Genomic DNA, 25,748 nt, shown 5'->3' on the forward strand with positions numbered 1-25,748 from the left:
GCCGAAACGCTTTAGCGCGTCGTTTCGGGCGGGTATTAAACTTCTAACGCGGCCCTTTCTGCAACGGCGTTCAGGTTTTCCTGATCCATGGGGCCGATGACGACATAATCCGCGCCATTCGCACTCCACGAGATGAAGTCGAAACCGTTGATCTGCTGTTCCTTGAATTCGGGCGCGCCCTGCGGGGATTTGGCGCTGCGTTGCAGACACAGGGCCACGACCGCGCCGTCAGCATCCAGATACATCAGCTGCGCCACCGGTTTGGCATTTGCGACCAGTAAACGACCGCCCTGAAACGTCAGGCCAAAGGACGTCAGATCCGGAATATCAAAGCGCGCCCCGACGGTGTTTCCCAGCCAAGTTTCGATGTGGTCGGATTCATCCGCGCCCACTTCGACCAGATGCCGCACTTCGCTGGCATAAACCGCATGGTAATCCGCGATATCGGCCAGCCATCCCGCAGTTTGGATCGGCGTGACCGCGCCCTTGTATGCGTATCCGCCAAACCCGCCGATGGCGACCAGGACAAGACCCGCAGCCAGCGCGCCCCAGACCGGTCGCGACCGCGGCGGCTGGGTTTGTATTTGCGTGGTTTTGATCTGCTGGGCCAGGGCAAACGGCACAGGCTCATCAAGCTGGGTCGAGAATTCTTCCCGCGCAAAGGCATCTGCCTGCATCAGGGCATCAAGCTGCGCCTGAGCCTGCGGATCATCGGCCAGGCGCGCCTCGACCGCTTCGGCGGCTTTTTCATCCAACTCGCCGTCCAGATAGGCGCTCAGCTGTTCTGAGAATTCGTTCATGTCTGGCCTACAACTTCTGACGATAAACTTGATACCAACTGTTTGCGCGCCCGGTGAATGCGGCTCATCACGGTTCCGATGGGAACGCCCAGCAGGTCCGCCGCCTCGCGATAGCTATAGCCTTCGGCGCAAACCAGCAGCATCGGCTGGGACAGATCGCTCTCAAGATCGGCGACCTTCTGTCTGACCTGTCTGGCGGTCATCTGATCATCCGGGTCACCCGGCGCGCGCAATTCTGCGCTGTCATGTGCATCAACCTGGCCCTCTCCGTGGCGGACTTTCCGCTTGCGCAATTTGCTCATCCAAAGGTTGCGAAGAACGCGGAACATCCAGCGGTCAAAGGGTTGCGACGGATCGTATTGGTGCCATTTTGCCAGGGCAGCTGTGCAGGCGTCCTGCAACAGATCATCGGCGTCCGGCCCGGACCGCGTCAGGCTTAGCGCGAAACGGCGCAGGCGCGGCAACAATCCTATCATCTGGTTCTTGAACTGATCAGGCGTCATGCTTTGCGCATCAATCCGGTCGGGTTTGGGCCTTGGTTCATAGTTGTTTTTGCGCGGTTTTGACAGGTTTTTCGGGATAGGGTTTGCGCCAAGCGGCGGGGGGGCACCGCATGGCATTGCCCGTGTCGCAATTGGGACAGCAACCGACACGGGGGCAACTTCGATCAGCGGGCGATGTGCCAAACACCACCGACGCCGTCGCCGGTCGTGTCGCCGGGTGCCTGGTCAGCGGCCCAGAAATAAAGCGGCGCGCCATCCTTGGCCCATTGCATCGTGCCGTCGTCGCGCTTGATGGCCGCGAAACCATCACCCGGGGCGGTCGCCCCCTCGGCAGCCAGATAGGGCGGCCAGTTTACGGCGCAATCGCCGTTGCAGACTGATTTTCCGTCGCTGTCATTGTCGAAAGTGTAAAGCGTCATACCGTTTTCGCCGGTCAACGGGCCGTGGGCTGCGGCCAAAGTGACGACAGCGTCGTCTTCGTATGTCCCGTAATAGCCGGATTCCGCATAAGCCTGTTCGCAACCGGCAACAAATGTGGCAAGCGTGATCGCCGCGATGAGTTTCATTTCCGAATTCCTTTTCTGATGTCCCGAGCAGCATCAATCGCCGCTCTTGCCAGGATTACGCGTCAGGGCTGAAATCTATTCTCAGATCGCGGAGGAAAATCGCGATAGGGTCAAAAATTTTCTCTTAACTAGTTGTAAATAAATAATTAAATTAATTGAGCGTCACGGCCACGGAACCCGCAGATTTGCCGGTCACGCAAAATCAACCGGGCCATTCATCTTCGACGACTGTTCATTCCGAACCTTACTGTTCCTCGGGTTTCCCGGCCCTAACCGCCATTTTCTTGCAGAATCTCTTCGGCGATGCGTGGGACGTCGGCCAGGAATTCGTCAATATCCTCGCGACGGGTCCGGTGGTTGTTGAAGGCGCAACGCAGGCCATGTTTGCCCTGAATTGTTGTGTCCGATGGCACAGCCGAACCGCGTTCCTGAATTCGCAGCATGATTTCGGTGTTCAGGGATTTTGCAGCCACCTCATCCGCAGCAATATGGCGGAAACAAACGATGTTGAGGTCCACCGGCGCGACCAGTTCCAGTTGCGGATGCGCCTCAACCTGCGCGGCCATATAGCGCGCGTGGCCAATATCCTGCGAAATAAGCCGTCCGAATTTTGCCGCGCCGTGTTCCTTGAATGCCATCCAGATCTTCAGCGCGCGGAAGCCCCGGCTAAGCTCCAGGCCATAATCGGCCAGGAACTTGCCCGCGATCATCCCGCGTTCCTGAAGTTGCAAATAGGGGCCGTGCATTTCGAACGTCGAAAAATGCGCCTCTGGGTCCTTGATCAGGACGGCGCCGGCCTCGAACGGTGTGTGGAGCCATTTGTGGGGATCAACCGCGACCGAGCCCGCGCGTTCGATCCCGGCGACCAGATGGGCGTGCTGTGAGGTAAGGCGCAAGAAGCCGCCGATGCACCCGTCGACGTGGAACCAGATACCTTCCCGATCGCAAAGATCGGCGATGGCGTTCAGGTCATCAATCGCCCCAGTGTTCGTGGTGCCGGCAGTCCCGATTACGCAGACCGGCTGCTTCCCGTTCGCCCGGTCCTGCGCGATTGCCGCCGCTAACGCGTCAATCCGCATACGCTGACGATCATCGCTTTCAACCTCGACCAGCGCATTCGCGCCCAGGCCCAGAGTTTCCAGCGCTTTCTGGTGACAGCTATGCACCTGATCCGAGGCATAAAACCGCATCGGCTTTTTCAGCCCCGCAATGCCTTCCTTGCGAACGTCAAAGCCCGCAGCCAGATTGCGGGTGACCGTATGTGCCACAAGATTGGCCATCGACCCGCCGCTGGTCAGGGTGCCGCTGGCACCTTTCGGGAATCCGACGATCTCCTTCAGCCATTCGATGACCTGTTGTTCGACCTGCGCGGCCCCTGTGTTGCCGCCACCCAGGTTGCTGCCTTCCACCGCCGCAAGGAAATCCGCCAAGGCCCCGGTGAAGTTGCTGGCCCCCATATACCACCCCCAGAACCTGGGATGGACATTGCCCATGGGATAGGCGCCAACGGATTGGCGGTATTCATCATAGACCTGATCCAGCGGCATGGGATCTTCGGGCAGACCGGATTGAAACCTGGCGCGAATATCGTCGGGCATGGGGCGCCATGCGGGGCGTTCACGAACTTGCCGCAAATGGTCGACCGCATCGTCGGCAATCCGGTGCGTGAGCTTTCTGACACCTTCCCAATCGTCAGGATCGAGGGATTCCGAATTGTCGTTCATTTCGAGCACCCCTGAAAATTCTTGGCATTTCGTGCCAGAGAATCAGTTCAACTGCAAACCTGATTTGTGAGTGCTTGTGATCCCGCGTATTTGAAAGCCGAATTGGCGCCGCGTCATGAATTGGGTGAGGCGGCGTATGTGTGGTTGAGGGTTCTGTTCCGCAAGTGTCGTGCAGCCTAGTTCTTCGATGTGAGGATGAGTGCCAATACCATCGATGGGCAAGCGAGGAATTGGCGATCAGGACATTTACGGTAGATTATGAAAAAATCATTCTTTGGGCTGATTCTGTGGAAAAACAACGTGTTGCTGGCGCAGAAAGTAGCGATTTGAACATAGCGCGAGCGCCTTTCTGATCAGGCTTTGCGCGTTTGCTGCGGTGCAGGAAAGATCTTTGCCAGTTTGCGAAGGTTTTGGGCAGTGGCGGCGAGCAGGAATTCGTCATTTGCGCCGCATGGTCCACGTAATCGGAGCCGTCCCAGGCCGAGAATGCGCTTGAGGTGGGCAAAGAGCATTTCGACCTTCTTCCGGAGCTTCACCGAGATCTTGTATTGCGGCGTTTTGGCGATTGCGCGGGCGATGTCGCGAGCGTCCTCATGTTCCTCACGGGTGATCTTACGGGCGTCGGCATTCGGGCAGCACTTCGGCTTGGAAGGACAGGATTGGCAGGTGTGCTTCAGCGCTTGGTACTTGGCCACGCCCTTGCCGGTTGGGCCGCGATTGGGGTCGGAGTAGTTTCGGCGGAACTGCTTCAGAGCCTCGCCTTCCGGGCAGATGTATTGATTGTTCTCGGCATCCCATTCGAAGTCAGCTCGGGACCAGGTGCCATCGGTGCGCCCGGCTTTGTCGAAGACCGGGATGTGCGGTGCGATCTTTTCACCCACCAGCCATCCGAGCATGGGTCCCGATCCGTAGGCGGTGTCGGCGATCAGCCGTTCGGGATGAAGATCGAAGCGCTCTTTGGCCCGCTTCAGCATCGTCTTGGTTGACCCCACCTCGGCTTGACGGATCGACCGTGTCGCTTCCACGTCGACGATGACACCATGATCGGTATCGATGAGATAGTTGTCGGAGTAGGCAAAAAATGCGGGACCCTTACGCGCCGCCGTCCACTGGCTGGCTGGGTCGGAATAGGACGTGAACTTTGGCTCGACCGGTGTCGCTGCTCCGAATGCGGCCTCATCCAGAGTGTCGAGATACTCGCGGACCGCGCGGGGTGCAGCGTCTGCATCGATCCGCGCAATGTCCCATTCTTCCTTTGGCGCAGAGTACTGCTTGTTGGCATCCGCCTCGATCAAGCTGGCATCGACGGCCAGGCGCTGACCGCTGACGAGACCTTCGGCGATGCATCGCGCGACCGTGGTCTCGAAGAGATGGCGCAGCAGCTCACTCTCGCGGAACCGACCATGCCGGTTCTTTGAAAAGGTCGAGTGATCCGGCACCCGATCGGCCAGGTCGAGCCGACAAAACCACCTGTACGCGAGGTTCAAGTGTACCTCTTCACAGAGCCGCCGCTCGGACCGGATGCCGAAGCAGTAACCGACGATCAGCATCCGGATCAGCAGTTCAGGATCGATCGAAGGACGACCGGTGTGGCTGTAGAAATCGGCAAGATGGGCGCGGATGCTGCTCAGATCGACGAAACGATCAATCGATCGCAGCAGGTGATCTTGCGGGACATGGTCTTCCAGCGAGAACTCATAGAACAGCGCCGCCTGTGCTTCCTGCCTCGGTCCCATCATGGCTGATCCTCCCGCTTGTTGAGAGGATTGAATCAGCGCCATAGCCCTCGATCAAGCAGGAGTTTTTCAACAAAATTGGCTGATACTTCATTTATTTAAGTCGTCAAAGATTTAAAGCGGGAGACCCGCAAGAAGCATTCGCCGGAAGAGAAGATCAGTGTCGTACTGGACGGCCTGCGTGGCGAGGGCAACATTGCCGAACTGCGTCGCCGAATAGGCATCTCTCAGGGCATTGTCATAGGAATCCCCGACGCTGCCTACGGACCGGGCAATCGGCAGCGGGCAGCGACATTGCTGTGCACACATACCCCGTAGTTGCCGAGGTTGGCATCTCTCAGCTTCCAAATGGGGAGGTTTTTGAACGGCTTGAAGCCGCGCGTTGGGCAGATGGTGTGCCTTTGGATCTGTCCAGTCACCCGTTTCCACGACAGACCGAGGAAATAGTTATGGTTTCGGGTGCAAGTGGACATGTGACGCTTGGAAACCATGCTGAAAATTACAAGGCATCGGTGTTGTGGGACCCGCAAGGATTTGCAAACTGCAATCTCTGGCTCTCAAATCATGGGCGAACCGCATACCCGTGGAATGGGCGGTTTCGTGGATTGGGAATTGAACCGGTTTCGGCACCATTTGATTTGGGTGATGAGGTTGCCAATACAGCTTCAAACCCGTTTTGGTTTCAGCTTTACGTCATTCGCGACCGGGATTTCATCGAACGCCTGATAAAACGTGCTGAAGCAGCTGGCATCGAAACCCTGGTCGTGACGCTGGATCTGCAAATGGTGGGCCAATGCAACAAGGATATCCACAACGGATTGTCGTCGCCGCCCAAGCCAACGATCACCAATCTGCTGGACATCATGCGGCGCCCGGCTTGGTGTTATGAGATGCTGTGATTTCGGAATGTCCGTTTTGGGAAGATTCTGTGGAAAAACAACGTGTTGCGGGCGCAGAAAGTAGCGATTTGAACATAGCGCGAGCGCCTTTCTGATCAGGCTTTGCGCGTTTGCTGCGGTGCAGGAAAGATCTTTGCCAGTTTGCGAAGGTTTTGGGCAGTGGCGGCGAGCAGGAATTCGTCATTTGCGCCGCATGGTCCACGTAATCGGAGCCGTCCCAGGCCGAGAATGCGCTTGAGGTGGGCAAAGAGCATTTCGACCTTCTTCCGGAGCTTCACCGAGATCTTGTATTGCGGCGTTTTGGCGATTGCGCGGGCGATGTCGCGAGCGTCCTCATGTTCCTCACGGGTGATCTTACGGGCGTCGGCATTCGGGCAGCACTTCGGCTTGGAAGGACAGGATTGGCAGGTGTGCTTCAGCGCTTGGTACTTGGCCACGCCCTTGCCGGTTGGGCCGCGATTGGGGTCGGAGTAGTTTCGGCGGAACTGCTTCAGAGCCTCGCCTTCCGGGCAGATGTATTGATTGTTCTCGGCATCCCATTCGAAGTCAGCTCGGGACCAGGTGCCATCGGTGCGCCCGGCTTTGTCGAAGACCGGGATGTGCGGTGCGATCTTTTCACCCACCAGCCATCCGAGCATGGGTCCCGATCCGTAGGCGGTGTCGGCGATCAGCCGTTCGGGATGAAGATCGAAGCGCTCTTTGGCCCGCTTCAGCATCGTCTTGGTTGACCCCACCTCGGCTTGACGGATCGACCGTGTCGCTTCCACGTCGACGATGACACCATGATCGGTATCGATGAGATAGTTGTCGGAGTAGGCAAAAAATGCGGGACCCTTACGCGCCGCCGTCCACTGGCTGGCTGGGTCGGAATAGGACGTGAACTTTGGCTCGACCGGTGTCGCTGCTCCGAATGCGGCCTCATCCAGAGTGTCGAGATACTCGCGGACCGCGCGGGGTGCAGCGTCTGCATCGATCCGCGCAATGTCCCATTCTTCCTTTGGCGCAGAGTACTGCTTGTTGGCATCCGCCTCGATCAAGCTGGCATCGACGGCCAGGCGCTGACCGCTGACGAGACCTTCGGCGATGCATCGCGCGACCGTGGTCTCGAAGAGATGGCGCAGCAGCTCACTCTCGCGGAACCGACCATGCCGGTTCTTTGAAAAGGTCGAGTGATCCGGCACCCGATCGGCCAGGTCGAGCCGACAAAACCACCTGTACGCGAGGTTCAAGTGTACCTCTTCACAGAGCCGCCGCTCGGACCGGATGCCGAAGCAGTAACCGACGATCAGCATCCGGATCAGCAGTTCAGGATCGATCGAAGGACGACCGGTGTGGCTGTAGAAATCGGCAAGATGGGCGCGGATGCTGCTCAGATCGACGAAACGATCAATCGATCGCAGCAGGTGATCTTGCGGGACATGGTCTTCCAGCGAGAACTCATAGAACAGCGCCGCCTGTGCTTCCTGCCTCGGTCCCATCATGGCTGATCCTCCCGCTTGTTGAGAGGATTGAATCAGCGCCATAGCCCTCGATCAAGCAGGAGTTTTTCAACAAAATTGGAACTTGCAAGGTCATGTGAAGGATCTAGGTGACGGCAAAAGCCTGGCGGAATGGACCGACCAACAATTTGACCCTTCGCTGGATTGGCAAGACGTGAATAAGCTGAGAGATCGCTGGAAAGGCAAGCTGATCCTGAAAGGCATCGTTACGCCTGAAGATGCGCAAACTGCCGCCGAAATTGGGGCCGACGCGATTGTCGTTTCCAATCATGGCGGCCGCCAGTTGGATGGCGCGCCGGGAACAATTCAAGTTTTGCCAGAAATCGCGTGCAAAGTGGGTGGCAAATATGAGGTGTTCGCGGACGGTGGGTTTACGTCCGGACAGGATGTCTTTCGCGCGCTAGCCAGCGGGGCGCAGGGCGTCTTGATGGGCCGGGCAGTGCTGTTTGGCCTGGGCGCCGGCGGGCAAGCCGGTGTCGAAAAGGTGCTGGAATTTGTGGTTCACAAGTTTGAAACAACGATGGGTCTTTGCGGTGTGATATCTGTCGCTGAAATCGGACCGCATAATATCTATCAGCCTGCCTAAAGCCGTTGAATTAAGTCGAGTGTTTCGGAAATGGCGTCTGGCGTGTTAAAACACAGATCACGTCTAAGCAATTGAACTACTCAATGCGACTCACCAGTTTCTTTTTCTGAGGTGCCCCAATTTTTGTATTTACATATCCCCTTGTTGGCCGCCATGCTCCAAAGTAGGGGGTAAAGCATCCAAAACTCCAGGGGCACCGCCAAACCGCTAGAACCTGAGTTCGAATTTATCATAACCAAAGTCCTGCCAATTTATTCTGAGCGAAATGGCATGTTCGCCTGCGTAATATTTACGCGTCGTGATCGGGTGTATGGGATGCCGTCGTGTTGCCTTCAATGTTTCGTCTGGTTGTAAAGTCAACTGTTTCCATTTGAAAACCTTTGGCGCAGCCGTGTCGTTCGCTTTGCGATGATGGATCACATAATCAATAATGAGCTTTTGTGGCCGCGTGGCTGTAGAAGTGCAGGTAAATTGAAACTCCAATGCCTCTCCCAATATGACAATTGGCGTTTGAACGTGGATTTTCAGTGACTCAATTTTTGGCGGCAGAACGCCAAACACGGCCAGAGTTTGACTGTGTCCCTGCTTGATCAAACTCCGGCAGGCATGGCGGATTAGTTTTTCCCGATTTTTCGAGGCGTTCGTCATCCAGTCGCCGGCAATTTTGGAAACAAGATCAGGGTGGTCTTTTGCAATGTCATTGAGGTGGTTCGCCACCGAGCGTCTCACATACTCCGAAGGGTCATCCCGCAAGGTTTCAAGGATAGGAATTGTTTTGGTTGGATCTGCGACCAAGGCATGCAATCGCATCCCCCACGGCAAACGTGGTCGGGAGCCTTCAGTTGCCAATCGACGCACGTGTTCGTTGTTGTCGTCAGCCCATGCACGCATCGTCCTGAGCGCGCGGTCCGGATCGGCAGCAATAAAGGGGCGGACATCAAACTCTGACGTCCCCCGCATCGTGATCTCTCGAAGGGTTTCCAACGAATTATCAAACGCATCCAGCCCAGAACGCCCCACCACATCGGTAAGCGGCCAGACGCCCCAACCGCGCATGCCGTCGGCATCACTGCTTTTGTTTGCGCTAGCAAGTTTGTCGGGGTCAAGCATTCCCACAAGTATTTTGTTACGATCCAAAGTGCTTCTGGGAAGCACGTCCAGCATATGATCTGAGATCAGATTTACGCGTTCCTTAAGCTCAAGTGGAGCCAAGCGAGGGGTAATCGATGCGACGAAGGTATCCGCATCAAACCCTTCCAAAGACCTGCCAAGATGGAACGCAATTAGGCGCACCACATCGTCAGACATCAAATTTTTGAATGGTTCCAAGAGGTTTCCCTTCGTCTTATCAAACGTATCACCAAACCCGCAAATTTGCCCTTTAAGAGGCGCCAAACGAACTCACAATCGGGCAATGTTCCACACCGGCATCGTCGCTTTCTGCATCAAAACGCATCACCATGAAATACTGACCGGCCGCCTCTGGTTTTTGGGCCAGGGCAAATACGGCATCGGCTTTTTCTTGGCTTTCCCAATGGATGATGTCCAAATAGGTCCCATCTGTGCGGCGCACCAGATTGCGAGACAAGAATCCATCCTGCGCATCCAGGAATTCTGTTTGAAATGCATCAGAGGCCGATTGTGTTGAAAAACTCCGTTTTAGGGCCTGAACGATGATTTTTCTTTCCATGCAGCCCGATCCTAAATTTTTGGCGCGGGGGTCGGCCCAAATCGCCTACATGCGCTCACGCGCAGCCATGCGCTGTCTCGTGGTCAAAGCTTTCCGACTATTTCGCTTCATAGGTTTTCGCAAGAAATCCGCGACGCTCTGATTTCGGAGTTTTTCAACACAATCGGCCGAAATCAGTTCTTGTTCGGTTTTCCCGTCAGCCAATTTGATCTGTGCCAACTCGATAACTGGCTGCGTCATTCCTATCGTCCTTTGCCGATGAATCGTTGCCTGCCGACCCTATTCACAAATATGACAATAAATGGCATATTTGTTCTATGAAGGCACTGACACGCTTGGATCGACTGGATCGTCTTGAAAGTTGGCTGATTGTGTTGAAAAACTCCGAAATCAGAGCGTCGCGGATTTCTTGCGAAAACCTATGAAGCGAAATAGTCGGAAAGCTTTGACCACGAGACAGCGCATGGCTGCGCGTGAGCGCATGTAGGCGATTTGGGCCGACCCCCGCGCCAAAAATTTAGGATCGGGCTGCATGGAAAGAAAAATCATCGTTCAGGCCCTAAAACGGAGTTTTTCAACACAATCGGCTCAAATCGGATGAGTTGCTCATCCTTCGTGATGCGGCGGAAGAACTTGGCGTAAGCATCCGTACGATCAACCGCGATATCGAACTCTTGCGGGAAAGAGGAGTCCCTGTCGAGGGGGACAGGGGCCGTGGTGGCGGCGTGCGGCTTCACAGTCATTGGGGTGTCGGGCGCGTGTCTTTCACCTACAAAGAAGCAATAGACTTACTTGTCGGCATCGCCATGAGCGAACAAGCCGATCAGTCCATGCAGATGGGGCAGTCGCGGTCAATACGGCGCAAACTAATGGCGTCGTTCTCGCATGCCGATCAAGCCCGGATAAACAAGTTTCGTGAACGGATCAGAACAGGATCACCTTCGTCCGCCATATCACGGAGCACCTATGAATCCGCGACCCAACAAGTGAGTGGCCCATTGAAAGAAGCATTTTTGCTTCAGAAGAAAGCAAATATCACCTATTTCGACGCGCATGGCAGAAAAACCAATCGCAACGTTGATGTCCATTACCTCATCCTAAAGCGTTTCGACATTAACCTGAGACATATCCGGCGGCCTTAAAGTAGTTCCAGCATTCTACTGGGTCGTAGAGATCGCAGATTGCTCCGATTGCTTCGAAGACCTGGGTAAAGGACCTGGCCCCGATCCGTCGCAAATGGGCTTTCAGTTTAGAGAAGGCCTGCTCGATGGGATTCAGGTCGGGCGAGTACGGTGGCAGGTAAAGGAACCAGCAGCCGTGATTGCGTAAAGCCTGCGTCGCCTCCTTATTCCGGTGGGTTGCCAGGTTGTCGAGAATGACGACAGTGCCGGGGTTGATCTCGGGGACCAGCACTTCGCGGATGTAGGCCGCGAAGGCGGGGCCATCTATCGCTCCCTTGATGACCCAAGGTGCGATCAGCGCGCCTTGGGTCAGGCCCGCGATCAAGGTTTGGGTTCCCCAGCTTCCGAAGAGCGCATCCATCGTCAGGCGCTTACCGCGCTTGGCTCTGCCGCGTAGGCGCGTGAGGTTTGTCTTCACTGCGGTTTCGTCAATAAAGACAACGCGCTCAGGAAAGGTCGCAATGGCTGGCGAGCGGTATCTGAACCAGTCGGCCCGTTGCTGCCTTACCTTGGCGCGGCGGCGCTCGGTTGCGACCAGCGACTTTTTTTGTACGTGAAGCCGAGCCGGGACAGAAGGTTGGCGATGGAGGAGTGATGCACCCGCACACCCTCTGCATCGGCCAGCGCATTACGCAACTCAAAGAGCGTGATGTCAGGGTCTTGTGCGATCAACTCCTCAAAGAATTCCCGATGCGGAGCCAGCTTTCCCTTGCCGCGCGGCGGTCCCTGCCGGGCAGGTTCCGCATGACCCTTCATCCTCACCTGACGCGCCCACCGCGCGCCTGTGGCAGGCGACAGCTTCAACCGCAACGCCGCCGCGCGCCCGCTCAACCCTTCTTCAATGTATCTCTGAAACCGTATCCGAAGCGCAGATGGCAAAGGTGCTGACATGATCCATCCTCCCAAACAGGATGAATCACAGATCAGGTCTCAAGGGAATCCCTCGCGATTCAGGTTCAAGCCGAAACGCTTTAAACCCTCCTATCTGGTACGCAATGTGTTGGGATGACTTGCGCCAGGATATCCGGAGCTTTCGCTGTGACCGGATGCACCAAGTCGCCCTGCAACCCCAGGGATTCGAGTTGCGCCCCTGGTCAGATTTCCAAGTTTCAATGGAAGGGAACCCAACCGAGAAGATCTAGGGCCATGACCCATTAATCCTGTGGGGCTGCCAACGGCGACAGTCGTAAATTCGGATCGTTTTTGAGCTTTCGCTTGCGGTTTATGTCGTTGAAAAACTCGGTTTGTTCGGGGGCCAGATCGCCGACTTAATGACCACCTTGATGTTGGGGATTGATCATCATGCTAAAATTGGAAACCCAAAAACAGCCATGTCAATCAGCGGCGTTGCGTTCATAGCCAAACGCAAGTGACGTGCAACCGATTGGCTTGCGTTATCCAGATCTCGTCTGAATCCAGATTGTTTTTGTCTGAAGGTATTGATCCAGGGCCTCTGTGCCGTTGTCGCGGGCGAGTGAGCCGGATTGTTTGTAGCCACCGAAGGGTGTTTTGATGTCTCCTTCGGAGAAGCCGTTAACCGAGACGGTGCCACAGGGCAGTGAACGGGCCATGTGGAGGGCCTTGTCGATATCTTGTGTGAAGACCGAAGCATGCAGGCCGTAATCCGTATCACTGGCAACGGCTAAAGCCTGCTCTGTCGTGTCAAACGGCATGATGCCAAGGACAGGGCCAAAGATTTCCTCTCGTGCGATTTTCATGTCGGGCTGAACGTTTTGAAACACAGTCGGTTCGATGAAATATCCCGGCAGGCCGCTGCTACCGCCCATGACCATCTTGGCCCCTTCATCGACACCTGATTGGATGTACTCCATCACCATGGTCTTGTGGTCCTTGGTGATCATGGATCCAATATCCGTGGCCGGGTCCAAAGGATCACCCAGCGTGAAGGACTTCACCCGCTCGACAATGCGATCCGTAAACGCCTCTACCAGGGGTGCCGCAATAAGCTGGCGCATATTGGCAGAGCAGTTTTGACCGCCATTCCAAAACGCCGACATGGCGGCATGTTCGATCAGGTCATCGTCAAGTATTGCGTCGTCAAGCACGATAAACGGGCTTTTGCCGCCCATTTCCAGCCCAACGCCTTTGAGGTTGCTGTCACCGGAATAGCGCATGAACATACGGCCCACTTCGGTTGATCCAGTGAAGGACACAGTGTCGATGTCGTTGTGTAGACCAATCGCCTGGCCTGCGGTTTCACCGAAACCCGGAAGGATATTGATCACCCCGTCTGGCACGCCCGCCTCTTGCATCAACTCTGCCAAGCGAATGACGCTAAGCGGGGTTTGCTCGGCCGGTTTGATGATCGCAGAGCAGCCGACAGCAAGGGATGGCGCGATTTTCCAGGCGGCCATCACAACCGGAAAGTTCCACGGCAGGACTGCCCCCGCGATGCCTGCGGGTTCCTTGGTGATCAGTGCCAGCGCGCCGGGACCGGTTGGGGCGATTTTGCCAAAAGTCTTGTCGGCAAGTTCTGCGTACCACTGAAAGAAATTCGGAACCTCTCCGCCAATCTCATCCATGCAATCGTTGATGGTTTTCCCTGTGTCCAGACTTTCCAGTACCGCCAGTTCATGGGTGTGTTCACGTACCAAAGCGGCGATTTTCAGCAGGATTTCCTTGCGATGCTCTGGCTCTGCCCGAGACCAGGTTCCCGCGTTGAACACCCGGCGCGCAGCCGTCACGGCGCGGTCAACATCTGCCGCTTTGCAATGGGCAACGCGCGCCAGCACCTGGCCCGTTGCCGGGTTGGTCGTTTCAAAGGTTTCGCCATCAACGGCGTCACAGAAGGCGCCGTCAATAAAGGCTTGCCCGTTTGGTGTTAGCCTGGCGGCGATGGCTTGATACTCGGCGTGCGATAGCGTCATGAATTTCTCCGGTGATCTTAACGGCGCAGCGTGCGCGCGAATGTGCGAATATCGTCGAGCAGCATCTGGGGTTCCTCCATCGCGGCGAAATGACCACCACGCGGCATCTCGCTCCAATGCTGGATGTTGTAGATACGCTCGGCATAGGAACGGGGCGGCCAGCGCAACATCTCTTTGGGAAAGACGGCACAACCCGTAGGAACCTCAACACGGCGCCCTTCAGGCGACAGAATGCGCCCGCCTTCTTCGCGCCGCCCGTAATAGATCCACGAAGCGGAATTGAAGGTTCCGGTGGTGATATAGATCATGATGTTGGTAAGAAGTTCGTCCTTACTGTGCGCCTGCTCGATGCCGCCGACAGGCACGTCTGACCAGTCGTGGAACTTCTCAACCAGCCAAGCGGCGATGCCGACGGGGCTGTCCATCATCGCGTAGCTTAGGGTCTGGGGCCGTGTCGCCTGTTGCGTGCGATAGCCGTTTTGCATGATCTGATCCTGATCAAACTGGGCGTCCCACGCGGATTCCTCGGGGGTTTGCGGGCCATCAGGATGACGCATCGTCAGCACATTGATATGGATCGCAGAGCAGGCGGGCGCATGGTCATAGCCCAGCCACGAACAAATCGCCCCGCCCCAATCGCCGCCCTGAGCGAGGTAACTGTCATAGCCCAGTGTTTCGGTCATCAAGGAGTTCAAGACACCCGCCATTTTGCGCGGTCCGTAGGGGCGCGGTGGCCGACCGGAAAAGCCAAAGCCAGGCAGGGAAGGTGCGATGACGGTGAACGCGTCCTCAATATTGCCACCAAACCGTTCCGGGTGTGCAAGCGGTTCGATCAGGTCGTAAAATTCCGCGACCGAACCGGGCCAGCCATGGCTGATCATCAAAGGCATCGGGTTGGGTCCGCTGCCGTGTTCGTGGATGAAGTGCATGTCGATGCCATCCACGGGCGCGCGGAACTGCGCAAAGCTGTTGATCCGCGCTTCGGCGGCACGCCAGTCAAAACCATCGACCCAATAGGCACAAAGCGCGCGCATGTAGTCGAGGTTTGCACCATAGTCCCAGCCACCGTCGTCGGGCATCTCATGCCAAGGGTAACTGGCGACGCGCGCGCGGATTCTATCCAATACCGCGTCAGGGACGTGGAACTGGAACGAATTCACATTCGAATTGCCGTCAGATCGGTCTTTCAAAGTGTTGGCTTCCCCGAATTACGCAGCACATGGATTGGCGGGTTCTTGAATTTGATAGCGGATAAACGCGGGTTGTTGAGAGAGACAGGTGCGGCATTTCGAAGGGACAGTTCAAATCGCAGGTCCGACAATTCACGTAAGCAAGGCCTTCACTTCTTCGGCGATAATTTTGACCCCGTCCTCAAGTTTGGAGACCGGAACATAGGCAAAGCCAAGCCGGAAGCTGCGGTTGTTGTCGTAATTGACGTAATAGTCGCGCCCGCGGTCGATCAGCACGCCTTTGCGTTCCAATCGGACCGCCAATCCGGCGCCGTCAAAGCCTTCGGGCGCGGTCAGCCAAAAGGACGTTCCCCCCTCGGACGCGGTGCGTTCCAGCATGCCAAGATGCTTTGTCAGGGCCGTATCCATCGCGTGCCAGCGGGTTTTGTAGCGTCGTTCAATATTGCCCAGATGGGCGTCGTAATGGCCCAGCTGAAAAAACAGCGCGACGATTTCCTGCACAATTGTCGGCGGATGGCGCATCATCACGCCGCGCGCAACGCGGGCTTCTTTGATGATGTCGCGATGCGCAACAATAAAGCCCAACCGGATGCCCGGAGACACGGTTTTCGACAGGCTGCCGACATAGATCACGCGACCGGATTCATCCATTGAGTACATAGAGGGCGAGGATTTGGCGACATAATTCATCTCGGCCTCGTAATCATCCTCGATGATCAGAAAGTCCTTTTCGATGGCCGCATCAAGCAGTTCTTTGCGCCGCTTCTCGCTCATCGTGACCATGGTGGGGAACTGATGGCTGGGCGTCGTGAACACCAATTGAGCGGCGTCGGGAATCTCGGACGGGATGATGCCGTTGCAGTCAATTGGCACGCCCACCAAATCGCTACCAGCCATGCGAAACGCATTGCGCGCCCCAAAAAAACCGGGGTCTTCAAGCGCAACAGGTTTGCCTGTGTGGGCAAAGATCGACCCCAGAATGAACAGCGCATTTTGCGAGCCGAGGGTGATGAGGATTTCATCTTCTTCCGCGTAAATTCCCCGGACGTTCAGCAATCTCTGGCGCAATTGCTGGATCAGTTGCGGGCTGTCGCTTTCGACGGAATCGCTGGCCCAGACGGGCATGGTCTTGCGCCCCAATGCTTGCCGCGTGCATTCGCGCCAGCCATCAACGGGAAAGAGATCAGGATCGATCTGATTATAGATGAACGGATAAGGATAGGCGTTCCAGTCCAGCGGATTAACCACTGGCATAAGGTCGTTCGCAGGAAAACTGACCGGGCAGGGTTGCGATGCCCTTTTGGCCGCGCTGTCCTGGCTTTGCGCCTTTTGCAGCGCCGCCATTTGCGGATTCACGAAATAACCGGACCTGTCGCGCGATACCAGATATTCCAGATCGACCAGCCGGTTGTAGGCGGCGAATACGGTGTTTCTGGACACGCCAAACTGTTCGGCCAATTCGCGGCAGGACGGCAAAGGCCGGTCAGCGGCCAAGGACTCTGACATTATTGCCGCGCTCACAACCTCACAGATTTGGTCGCGTAGGCTAAGACCAGACGCCTCAGGCAATTTCAGGAATCTTGGCGTGGTTGATGTCAACCGACCCTCCATCACGGTGTTGTGCAAACCCTAGCGCGAACGCTTTGCAATGTGTCAGGGCAAATTCTATCTGTCCCGTACATTCGGATCATCTGTCACTTTCTTTGAAAAAACACGCGGTGAAAGATGCGGCCAAGAAAAATCCATTGAACGGGAGATGAGAGACATGAGGATAACATCCATATGCAAAGTGCTGTGCCTGGCGTCGGCCACAGCGCTGATGGCGCAGACCGCTATGGCGGAAAAAGTATTGAAACTTGGGACAGTGGGCTTCCTTGGCATGCCGATTGGCGATGCGATTGATCAGGCGCTGATCCCGACGCTGGAGGAAGTCTCGGGCGGCAAGATGACGATCGAACCGCATTACCGCAAATCGCTCTGTTCCGAGCAATCCTGTGGCGAGCAGGCCAACCAAGGCTTGCTGGCGCTCTGGACCAGCTCGACCGCGAACTTTGGTAATTTCGGCACGGCTTTGGCAATTTTCGACCTGCCTTACATCTTCAAAAGCATCGAAGACGCGGATCGCATTTCTACCGAATGGCTGGCGAAAAAGCAGTGCGATATCGCAGCTGAAGAAGCAGGCCATGTTTGCCTGACGGTATATTCAAGCGGCGGGTTCCGCCAGCTTGGCAATGCGCATGGTCCGGTGCACGAGCCCGCTGATATGGCCGGCATCAAATGGCGCGTTACCAAAAGCCCGATTGAATACACGCTGGTAAAGAACTGGGGTGCGGTGCCTGTACCTTATGACTGGTCGCAGCTCTATCAGGGTCTGCAAACCGGCGTCGTCTCTGGCCAGTATGTTGCAACGCCGTGGCAGCATGTCGCCAATTTGCACGAAGTCGCCAAATATTTCACCGAGATCGGTGGATCATGGTCTGGCAACCAATTGTCCATCGACAAACGCCAGTATGATGCGCTGAGCGATGAGGAAAAAGAGTGGCTGCACACAGCTGCCGAAGCGTTCGGTCAGAAAGTACAAGAACTTGACCGCGCCTGGGTGGAAGCTGGTGAAGCTGAAATCAAAGCTTCGATCAATGAGTGGTACGTACCGACGGAAGAAGAAATGACCAAATGGCGCGCAGGTGCCATCGATGCCTGGCTGAACGCGAAGGGCAGCTTTGATCCGATTGTGTTGAAAAACTCCGTTTTAGGGCCTGAACGATGATTTTTCTTTCCATGCAGCCCGATCCTAAATTTTTGGCGCGGGGGTCGGCCCAAATCGCCTACATGCGCTCACGCGCAGCCATGCGCTGTCTCGTGGTCAAAGCTTTCCGACTATTTCGCTTCATAGGTTTTCGCAAGAAATCCGCGACGCTCTGATTTCGGAGTTTTTCAACACAATCATCCGGCAACTGCCCGGCGGGTCTTGGAGGAGCAAGGGATGACCGGTTTCATCGCACAGCTCGAGGACGCCGGCGCCCTGTAAGCGACGCGGTAGATCAAACAAACAGGTGGCGCGGATAGGTTTCGCGCCACTTACAGCGTTTGAAGATTGCCCTAAGGCACATCCTGTATCAAAACGCGCTTTCCAGATCAGCATCAAGCTGATTTGAATGCAAAGAAGGCGGGTTCGGGCTTAACGCGAAGCGCGTCGGTGTCTTTACGGCTGATCATTCGGTCACAAACTGATAGGACTCCCCGCCCATGGAAAGCGTCATGCTTTTGATCATTCTGGTCGTGCTCATCATGATGGGGGCGCCGGTCGGGTTCACGATGATCCTGATCCCTGTGGTGTACATTCTGATCACCGATGCCGCGCCGATGATCCTGATACCAAGCCAGATGTTCAGCGCGATTGACTCGGTTCCGCTGACTGCGATCCCGTTCTTCATGTTGACGGGCGAATTGATGACAAGCGCGACGATCACGGATCGTTTGGTCGAACTAAGCCAGCGCCTGATTGGTCGGATGCGCGGATCCTTGGCGCAGGCGAATGTGCTGGTCAGCATGTTCTTTGCCGGGATGAATGGGTCAGTTGTGGCGGATACCGCAACAGTCGGATCGCTGATGATCCCTTCCATGAAAAAGGCCGGATATCCACCGGCCTTCGCGGCGGCGATCACCGCAGTGAGCTCCACAATCGGCGGCATCATCCCGCCCTCGATCATGATGATCGTTCTGGCAAACGCCGGGGGCATTTCGGTTGGCGCGCTATTCGCCGGAGGCATCGTTCCGGGCCTTCTGATCGGCCTGTTGTTGATGGTGATCAACTATATCATCGCCCGAAAGCATAATTTTGAACGCAGCGAGGAACCATTCAGCCTGAAGGCCATCGCTATCGTCGGCTATAAATCCTCGTTTGCCTTGCTGATCCCCATCGTGCTGGTCGGATCCGTTGTGTTTGGCATTGCAGGTGTGGTCGAGGCGGGCGCGTTGACTGCTACAATCGCCTTGTTGGTAGGCCTGTTTGTTTACCGCACGATCAACTGGGACAACTGCCAAAGTGCATTTGTCCGGGCTTTTCGAAATTCCGCGATGGTGTTCATCATAATTGCTGCCTCTGGCCCGTTCAGCTGGTTGCTGACCTCGCTTGGAGCGATTGGGCAACTAGAGGATTGGCTGCTTAGCTACACGGAAAACCCGTTGGTGTTTGCGCTGGTGCTGGTCTTGTTCATATGCCTGTTGGGCATGGTGATGGACTCGGCGGCCAATATCATCGTTGTTGGCCCGGTTCTCGTCGATGTGATGGTGAAAGCAGGTTACGCGGATGTACAGGCGGCACTGGTCGTGGTGGTCGGCTTTCTGATCGGGTCTGTAACGCCGCCAGTCGGTGTCGCATTCTTTACCGCCGGGGCAATTGCCAAAGTTCGGTTGGAAAAGGTCGCCGTGGCGATGCTGCCCTACCTTGTCGCATTGTTCGGGTTGCTGTTCGTGCTGATCATCGTACCGGACATCACCATGTATCTGCCGCGCGTTTTGGGGTTCTCGCAATGATGACGGATTGGAGCCTTGCTATGGACCATACGATTGCAGGGGGATCATTCTAATGCTGTCCGCCGCCGTCTTCATCGACCGACTGGTTCGCAGGATTCTGACCGCGTTCTGTGCGATCTTCCTGTTCCTCATGGTCGCCTTCACGGTCTATTCCGTCGTGATGCGCTATGTCTTTCTGAACCCGCCCGTCTGGGGCGACTTGCTGACCGTGCTCAGCAATATCTGGCTGGTTTTCCTTGCATTGGCGCTGACGGTCAGAGACCGCGACCACATCGCACTGGACCTCGTCTATACGTGGCTTCCGATCAAAGCAGCCTTCGCTGTGCAACAATTCTGGTCCATTGTGATTTTTGGGCTGGGATTGATCATGATCATCTATGGGATCGAGGCCGTGTCGACCATGGGCGGCAAATACTGGGAGATGTGGTATTTCGCCTGGGAAGACGGCGGGTTCGTGTTCAAGCCGAATTACATGCCCAAGAAATACGCGATCTCCATCGTTCCGATCTCAGGTGTGCTCGTCAGTATCGCGGCACTGGCCTCGGTTATCGAAGACTGTGTACGGTTCAAGACCGGCACATATCAAACCGCCAGTGAGTTAGACGAAAATATGGCTGGCTAACACCAAAGCAGACATCGATGCAGGCAAAGCGAAGCGGCATTAACTCATGCAACCCGGTAATTGCCGCGATTACCGCCCGCGCCGGTTCCCGGTCGAAACTGCCGTTGGTGCAGGGATCGATTAATAGATTCTGAATCCAGGCGGCACCAAATCACACCTTACGCCAAACGAGAATTCGAGCTTTGAAACACGGCTCAACCAGCCGGCAAAATTCCCATTCTTGGATATCCATCCCAAAAGGCGGGCTTACCCGACTCATCCTTCGAACCGCATCAGGTCAAACAACACACCGTGCCAATCCCACCGCGGTTGGTCGCGGCGACGATGAGCAAAAAGCTTGTAGAAGACAGAGCGGCAGGCACATATACATGCGATGTGCGACCTCGTAGCTCAACTGGATAGAGCAACGGCCTTCTAAGCCGTAGGTTCTGGGTTCAAGTCCTAGCGGGGTCGCCAATATCCTGCCGTCGTTGTTCTGATTGGCAAACAACAATGTAAATCGACCGATGCTATCCTTGGCGTGGTGGTTTGTATCAAGGTGCATGGGGACTGAATGGCCGGGCGCGGCCCGTCCGCCGGTCAGCCAGCGGAGAGGGGGCGTGACTTGAACATCCTTATCGTCCACGCCCACCCGTCCGAGCGTAGTTTCAACGCGACGCTTAAGGAGTGCGCGGCCCGTGTTTTGGGGGCGGCGGGACATCAGCTGCGCCAGATCGACCTGTGCGCGCAGGGCTTTGATCCGGTGATGGCGCGCGATGAATGGCACAGCTATTTCACCAAGCCCGAAAAGAACCGCGCCGCCGTTCAGGACCATATCGACGCCTTGATCTGGGCCGAGGCGCTGTGCCTGATCTACCCGACCTGGAATTACGGCCCGCCCGCGATCCTGAAAGGCTGGTTCGAGCGTGTCTTTCTGCCGATTGTGTTGAAAAACTCCGTTTTAGGGCCTGAACGATGATTTTTCTTTCCATGCAGCCCGATCCTAAATTTTTGGCGCGGGGGTCGGCCCAAATCGCCTACATGCGCTCACGCGCAGCCATGCGCTGTCTCGTGGTCAAAGCTTTCCGACTATTTCGCTTCATAGGTTTTCGCAAGAAATCCGCGACGCTCTGATTTCGGAGTTTTTCAACACAATCTGCCAGGCGCGGCCTTTGAGGTGCCGGACGGCAACTCGGACCGGATCAAGGGCAAGCTGACCAACATCCGCCAGTTGATTGTCATCACGACTTCGGGCTCTCCCTGGTGGTGGATGCGCCTGATCGGCGATCCGGGGCGGGCGATGATCCTTCGCGGTATGCGCGGACTGTTCCACCCGCGCTGCAAGCGGACGTGGCTGCAACTGCATTCGATGGACCGCGCCACCGAGGCCGACCGAGCCCGGTTTCTGCTGCGCGTCGAGGGCAAACTGCTGACCCTCTGAGCGGGGCTTGGGGCCTGACCCTACTCCCTCGGCGGCGCACCACCTTCGAAGGAATTGCCGCCGTGGTAATCGCAGGGGTCCTCCTGCATTTGCAGATGCAGCCCGTCGCCGGAATAGGGGTGCGCGCGCGCCAGATCCTCGTCGAAGTTGATCCCCAGTCCGGGCAGGTCCGGCGGGATCACATAACCGTCTTCCCAGCCAAAACTATGCCAGATCAGATCTCCATGGAACCCGCCGCCAGTACCGATCGTTTCGGCGATCAGCAGGTTCGGGATCGACGCGGCAAGCTGGATATTCGCCGCCCATTCCACTGGTCCGGCATAAAGATGCAGGGCCATTTCGGCGTTGAACACCTCGGCCATGGCGGCGATTTTCTTGACTTCCCAAATCCCGCCCGCGCGTCCCAGTGCCGGTTGCAGGATCTTCACCCCGCCCAGACGCAGCAACGCTCCGAATTCGGCCTTGGTGGTCAGACGCTCTCCGGTGGCCAACGGCACGGGCTGCCCGGCTGCTACGGCGGCGAATTCAATCAGATTGTCGGGCGGCACCGGTTCTTCGTACCAAAGCGGATTGTAAGGCGCGATGGCGTTGCCCAGCCGGATCGCGCCGGGCGTGGTGAACTGCCCGTGGGTGCCAAACAGCAGGTCGGCCTTGTCGCCCACAGCCGCGCGAATTGCCGCGCAGGTCGCCACTGAGATCGAGATATCGGGCATCGAGGGCTGATGCCCGCCGTGGATCGTATAAGGCCCCGCGGGGTCGAATTTCAGCGCCGTAAAGCCGTGATCCGCAACCATCTGCGCGGCCACATCGGCGTGATCCTCGGACGAGGTCCAGAAGCGTTTCAGATCCGATCCCGGCGCGGGATAGAGGTATGAATACGCCCGGATACGCTCATTCACCCGCCCGCCAAGCAGCGCATGCACCGGGCGATCCCGGTCCTTGCCGAGGATATCCCAGCAAGCAATCTCCAGCCCCGAAAACGCCCCCATCACGGTCAGATCCGGGCGTTGCGTAAAACCGCTTGAATAAACACGGCGGAACATCAGTTCGATATTCTCGGGGTTCTCGTCCAACATGTGGCGTTCGAACACATCCGCAATAACAGCACGCATCGCGTCCGGGCCAACGGAACTTGCATAGCATTCGCCATATCCAACGACGCCGGTGTCCGTAGTCAGCTTTGGAATAATCCAATAACGCCCGCCCCAGCCCGGCGCGGGGGGCGCCACGACAAAAACCTCAAGATCACGCAGTTTCATGAAGCGCCTCCCCCGGCCATCATTGACCCAAAAATATCCCCGCCGGAGGCTTCTTTCGCCGCGAAGCGGCCCCGGTCGCCGCCGAAGGCGGGGAAACCTCTAACCTTCATCAAACAGAATCACATTGCGGCGCGCGCCACCGGCTTTTGCGTCGATGATGGCGGCATTGATCCGATCCAGCGAATATGTGGCCGAAACCAACTCATCCAGTTTCAATCGCCCTTGCCCGTAAATATCAACCAGCCAGGGAATATCGCGCGACAACACAACGTCACCCATTTTCGAACCGACCATGCCCTGCCCAACAGCCGCAAAGTTGACCGGGATATAGCTGGCTTCGGCCTCGGACGCGGGCATGCCCACCATCACGATCCGTCCGCCCGCAGCCAGATAGCGCGGGGCAAGGTTATACGCCGGGATCGCACCAACCGTGACCGCCACCAGATCGGCGCCACGCCCGATGGCCGCTTTCACGTCGCTCCAGGGTGCCTCACCACTGGCCAAAACCGCGTCGGTTGCGCCAAAATCGAGTGCGGCGTCCAGCTTGTCCTCGTTCAGATCGACCGCCACAATCCGCCGCGCCCCGGCAATGCGCGCGCCCTGAATTGCGTTAAGCCCGACGCCGCCGGCCCCGATCACCACCACATCTTCGCCAGGTCGCAAACCGCCCGCATTGACCACCGCGCCAACGCCGGTGATGACCCCGCAGGCCAGCAGGCTGGCCGACGCCATCGGGATACTGTCCGGTATCACAACAACCTGCGACTGGTGCACTGTCACAGCCTCGGCAAAGGCCCCGATGGCCATGCCTTGTGACAGTGGATCGCCATTCGCAGTTTTCAACGGGCTGAGCGTTGAGGGGCTGTTGCACAGCACCGGCTTGCCACCAGCGCAGGGGGCGCAGCACCCGCAGGCGCGGATCAGGGTCGCCAGAACCGGATCGCCGATTTTCACGCCGGTAACGCCTTCACCGACGGCTGCGACATGGCCCGCGGCTTCATGGCCATAAACAGCAGGCAGATCACCATCCCAGATACCATCAGCGAAGGCGATATCGGAATGACAGATCGCGCAGGCAACAAGGTCCACCTGCACCTCGCCCGGTCCTGGCGGTGCCAGCTGAACGTATTCGATTTGCAAGGGTTGTCCGAATTCGTGGCAGACAGCAGCTTTGATGGTTCGCAATGGGGGCCTCGCTTCGTCGGAGCGCGATTTTCGCGGCGACTTTGGCGACGGGCGTGGATGGCTGCAAGTGCGAAAATCAACGGCGCATGCATTCGTTTGTGGCGCCAGATCGTCGGGCGATCATCTGCGATGCGTCGACGCAGGCAGGGCCCGCATTGGGCGCAAAACAACGACGCTGGATTTGGGCGTTACGCCTAACTCGCAGGGGTCGTTCCTGCGGGCCGGGCGCCGCGATTGATGAAGACCACGGCGCAGATCGCGATCAATACAAGTGACAGAACAAACGGTGCGCCGGGCAAATAGGGCGAGGCACCTTCGGCCGCGAAAAGATAGAACGTCTGGGTCATCAGCACCGGTGAAATGATCACCGCCAATGCGCCCGCACTGGTCAGCAGGCCCTGCAACTCTCCCTGGCTGTCGTCGGGCACACGGCGCGACATGATACCTTGCAGCGCCGGTATGGTCATCGCGCCAAGGGCCGTCAGCGGCGTCAGCATCAACGCCACCGCGCCGCTGGTCACAAGCGACATGGCCAGGAACCCGGCGCCATTCAGGGCCAGACCGATGATGACAGTCTTACGCTCTCCGAACTTCGCCAGAACGGGGCGGATCAGCACGCCCTGAACCAGCGCGATCGACACACCGAACGCGGCGAGTGAGGCGCCGATCATGCCAGGTTCCCATCCGAAACGTTCTTCCGTGAAATAGGCCCAGATCGCCGGATATACGAAGAACGCGACCTGATAGATGAAGAACATGACCGTCAGCCGTCCGATCCCGGGCAATGCGCCCAGATGGCGGAACGCGCCGAACGGATTGGCGCGTCGCATCTCAAACGGGCGGCGGATGCGGTCGGTGACGGTTTCAGGCAGAACGAAATAACCGAAGACCATGTTGGTCGCGGCCAGGGCTGCGGCGGCATAGAAGGGCGCGCGGGTTCCGAACTCTCCCAACACACCGCCGATCAGCGGGCCAAGCACGAATCCGATCCCAAACGCAGCACCAACAAGGCCAAAGCGGGCCGCCTTTTCTTCGGGTCCAGAGATGTCGGCGATATAGGCGTTGGCGGTCGATTGTGTTGCCGCCGTGATCCCGCCAACAAGCCGTCCGGCCAGCAACAGCTAGATTGTTCCCGCTACCGCCATCACCAGATAATCCAGCGCCATAACGCCAAGCGCGATCAGCAGCACCGGCCTGCGCCCGAACCGGTCGGACAGATTGCCGACCAGCGGACCGAAAAGGAACTGCATCACGGCGAAAGCCGTCGCCAACAGGCCGCCCCAAAGCGCCGCCTCGGCCAGGCTGCCACCGCGCACTTCGCGGATCAGGTCCGGCATCACCGGCATGATCAGCCCGATCCCCATCGAGTCGATGACTACGGTGATCAGAATGAATATCAAGGGCAGGCGATCGCGCATTGGTCTGACCTAGGCGGTCGCGCGGCATTTGTGAAGGGTGGCGCGG

At 57.1% G+C, this 25,748-nt stretch carries 23 protein-coding genes, 1 tRNA gene and 2 pseudogenes; 10 read left to right on the forward strand and 16 right to left on the reverse strand.

Going from position 1 to position 25,748, the window contains the following annotated elements; translation table 11 throughout:
• Window positions 1–35 precede the first annotated feature (35 nt).
• The 5 genes from GKR99_10845 to GKR99_10865 all read right to left on the reverse strand — a co-directional run bounded on the left by GKR99_10845 (window position 36) and on the right by GKR99_10865 (window position 5,332).
• Window positions 36–800 (reverse strand): anti-sigma factor, encoded by a 765-nt coding sequence (locus GKR99_10845; GenBank protein NKB28015.1) that lies wholly within the window; start codon window positions 798–800, stop codon window positions 36–38.
• Complete coding sequence (locus tag GKR99_10850) at window positions 797–1,303, reverse strand: sigma-70 family RNA polymerase sigma factor (GenBank protein NKB28016.1); 507 nt, start codon at window positions 1,301–1,303, stop codon at window positions 797–799. Before GKR99_10850 ends, GKR99_10845 begins: the two co-directional genes overlap by 4 nt.
• Window positions 1,304–1,467: 164 nt before the next feature.
• Window positions 1,468–1,869: a hypothetical protein gene (locus GKR99_10855; protein ID NKB28017.1), complete on the reverse strand. Its 402-nt coding sequence runs from the start codon at window positions 1,867–1,869 to the stop codon at window positions 1,468–1,470.
• Between the two features lie 269 nt (window positions 1,870–2,138).
• Window positions 2,139–3,593 (reverse strand): amino acid decarboxylase, encoded by a 1,455-nt coding sequence (locus GKR99_10860; protein NKB28018.1) that lies wholly within the window; start codon window positions 3,591–3,593, stop codon window positions 2,139–2,141.
• Between the two features lie 353 nt (window positions 3,594–3,946).
• Complete coding sequence (locus GKR99_10865; protein ID NKB28019.1) at window positions 3,947–5,332, reverse strand: IS1182 family transposase; 1,386 nt, start codon at window positions 5,330–5,332, stop codon at window positions 3,947–3,949.
• Window positions 5,333–5,778: 446 nt separating this feature from the next.
• Here GKR99_10865 and GKR99_10870 point away from each other — a divergent pair, with 446 nt between their 5' ends.
• A complete protein-coding gene (locus tag GKR99_10870; protein NKB28020.1) occupies window positions 5,779–6,228 on the forward strand; it encodes a hypothetical protein in 450 nt (149 codons plus the stop codon).
• Between the two features lie 95 nt (window positions 6,229–6,323).
• Here the strand turns inward: GKR99_10870 and GKR99_10875 are convergent, their stop codons facing one another.
• Window positions 6,324–7,709 carry an IS1182 family transposase gene (locus GKR99_10875; protein NKB28021.1) on the reverse strand — a complete coding sequence of 462 codons (1,386 nt, stop codon included), beginning with the start codon at window positions 7,707–7,709 and terminating at the stop codon, window positions 6,324–6,326.
• Between the two features lie 31 nt (window positions 7,710–7,740).
• Between GKR99_10875 and GKR99_10880 the strand changes: the two genes are divergently transcribed.
• Window positions 7,741–8,313 (forward strand): hypothetical protein, encoded by a 573-nt coding sequence (locus GKR99_10880; GenBank protein ID NKB28022.1) that lies wholly within the window; start codon window positions 7,741–7,743, stop codon window positions 8,311–8,313.
• 207 nt (window positions 8,314–8,520) lie between these two features.
• On the opposite strand, the gene GKR99_10885 is transcribed toward GKR99_10880, so the two are convergent.
• From GKR99_10885 to GKR99_10895, 3 genes are read right to left on the reverse strand one after another with little or no spacing between them, the layout of a single operon-like run.
• Window positions 8,521–9,642 carry a DNA alkylation repair protein gene (locus GKR99_10885; GenBank protein ID NKB28023.1) on the reverse strand — a complete coding sequence of 374 codons (1,122 nt, stop codon included), beginning with the start codon at window positions 9,640–9,642 and terminating at the stop codon, window positions 8,521–8,523.
• A 52-nt stretch (window positions 9,643–9,694) separates the two neighbouring features.
• Window positions 9,695–10,003 (reverse strand): hypothetical protein, encoded by a 309-nt coding sequence (locus tag GKR99_10890; GenBank protein ID NKB28024.1) that lies wholly within the window; start codon window positions 10,001–10,003, stop codon window positions 9,695–9,697.
• A 45-nt stretch (window positions 10,004–10,048) separates the two neighbouring features.
• Window positions 10,049–10,243: a hypothetical protein gene (locus tag GKR99_10895; GenBank protein ID NKB28025.1), complete on the reverse strand. Its 195-nt coding sequence runs from the start codon at window positions 10,241–10,243 to the stop codon at window positions 10,049–10,051.
• 362 nt (window positions 10,244–10,605) lie between these two features.
• Between GKR99_10895 and GKR99_10900 the strand changes: the two genes are divergently transcribed.
• Window positions 10,606–11,145 (forward strand): HTH domain-containing protein, encoded by a 540-nt coding sequence (locus GKR99_10900; GenBank protein ID NKB28026.1) that lies wholly within the window; start codon window positions 10,606–10,608, stop codon window positions 11,143–11,145.
• Here the strand turns inward: GKR99_10900 and GKR99_10905 are convergent.
• Window positions 11,117–12,075 (reverse strand): annotated as a pseudogene (locus GKR99_10905) (IS630 family transposase). The gene GKR99_10900 and the pseudogene GKR99_10905 overlap by 29 nt on opposite strands.
• Window positions 12,076–12,095: 20 nt before the next feature.
• Between GKR99_10905 and GKR99_10910 the strand changes: the two are divergent.
• Window positions 12,096–12,326 (forward strand): WYL domain-containing protein, encoded by a 231-nt coding sequence (locus tag GKR99_10910; protein ID NKB28027.1) that lies wholly within the window; start codon window positions 12,096–12,098, stop codon window positions 12,324–12,326.
• A 252-nt stretch (window positions 12,327–12,578) separates the two neighbouring features.
• Here GKR99_10910 and GKR99_10915 read toward each other — a convergent pair whose 3' ends face one another.
• From GKR99_10915 to GKR99_10925, 3 genes are all read right to left on the reverse strand, one after another.
• Complete coding sequence (locus GKR99_10915) at window positions 12,579–14,072, reverse strand: aldehyde dehydrogenase family protein (GenBank protein ID NKB28028.1); 1,494 nt, start codon at window positions 14,070–14,072, stop codon at window positions 12,579–12,581.
• Between the two features lie 17 nt (window positions 14,073–14,089).
• Entirely contained in the window at window positions 14,090–15,232 is a 1,143-nt protein-coding gene (locus GKR99_10920; GenBank protein NKB28029.1) for an alpha/beta fold hydrolase, read from the reverse strand.
• Window positions 15,233–15,394: 162 nt separating this feature from the next.
• A complete protein-coding gene (locus GKR99_10925) occupies window positions 15,395–16,861 on the reverse strand; it encodes an aminotransferase class I/II-fold pyridoxal phosphate-dependent enzyme (GenBank protein NKB28030.1) in 1,467 nt (488 codons plus the stop codon).
• A gap of 166 nt (window positions 16,862–17,027) precedes the next feature.
• Between GKR99_10925 and GKR99_10930 the strand changes: the two genes are divergently transcribed.
• The 6 genes from GKR99_10930 to GKR99_10955 all read left to right on the forward strand — a co-directional run bounded on the left by GKR99_10930 (window position 17,028) and on the right by GKR99_10955 (window position 21,840).
• The gene (locus tag GKR99_10930) at window positions 17,028–18,029 is read left to right on the forward strand and encodes a C4-dicarboxylate ABC transporter substrate-binding protein (protein ID NKB28031.1); all 1,002 of its coding nucleotides are present in this window, start codon (window positions 17,028–17,030) and stop codon (window positions 18,027–18,029) included.
• Between the two features lie 479 nt (window positions 18,030–18,508).
• On the forward strand, window positions 18,509–19,798 hold the full coding sequence (locus tag GKR99_10935) for a TRAP transporter large permease subunit (protein NKB28032.1): 1,290 nt from the start codon (window positions 18,509–18,511) through the stop codon (window positions 19,796–19,798).
• A 52-nt stretch (window positions 19,799–19,850) separates the two neighbouring features.
• The gene (locus tag GKR99_10940) at window positions 19,851–20,420 is read left to right on the forward strand and encodes a TRAP transporter small permease subunit (GenBank protein ID NKB28033.1); all 570 of its coding nucleotides are present in this window, start codon (window positions 19,851–19,853) and stop codon (window positions 20,418–20,420) included.
• Window positions 20,421–20,799: 379 nt separating this feature from the next.
• Window positions 20,800–20,876 (forward strand) — tRNA-Arg (locus tag GKR99_10945).
• Window positions 20,877–20,973: 97 nt separating this feature from the next.
• Complete coding sequence (locus tag GKR99_10950) at window positions 20,974–21,378, forward strand: hypothetical protein (protein ID NKB28034.1); 405 nt, start codon at window positions 20,974–20,976, stop codon at window positions 21,376–21,378.
• Window positions 21,379–21,576: 198 nt separating this feature from the next.
• Window positions 21,577–21,840, forward strand: a complete 264-nt coding sequence (locus GKR99_10955; protein NKB28035.1) for a hypothetical protein — start codon at window positions 21,577–21,579, stop codon at window positions 21,838–21,840.
• Between the two features lie 20 nt (window positions 21,841–21,860).
• On the opposite strand, the gene GKR99_10960 is transcribed toward GKR99_10955, so the two are convergent.
• The 3 genes and pseudogenes from GKR99_10960 to GKR99_10970 form a co-directional block, all read right to left on the reverse strand.
• A complete protein-coding gene (locus GKR99_10960) occupies window positions 21,861–23,099 on the reverse strand; it encodes a mandelate racemase/muconate lactonizing enzyme family protein (protein ID NKB28036.1) in 1,239 nt (412 codons plus the stop codon).
• A gap of 99 nt (window positions 23,100–23,198) precedes the next feature.
• Window positions 23,199–24,284, reverse strand: a complete 1,086-nt coding sequence (locus GKR99_10965) for an alcohol dehydrogenase catalytic domain-containing protein (GenBank protein ID NKB28037.1) — start codon at window positions 24,282–24,284, stop codon at window positions 23,199–23,201.
• Between the two features lie 194 nt (window positions 24,285–24,478).
• Window positions 24,479–25,702 (reverse strand): annotated as a pseudogene (locus GKR99_10970) (MFS transporter).
• Between the last annotated feature and the right edge of the window lie 46 nt (window positions 25,703–25,748).

The sequence above is a fragment of the Paracoccaceae bacterium genome (genome assembly GCA_012103375.1).
In the GTDB taxonomy this organism is placed as follows: domain Bacteria; phylum Pseudomonadota; class Alphaproteobacteria; order Rhodobacterales; family Rhodobacteraceae; genus WLWX01.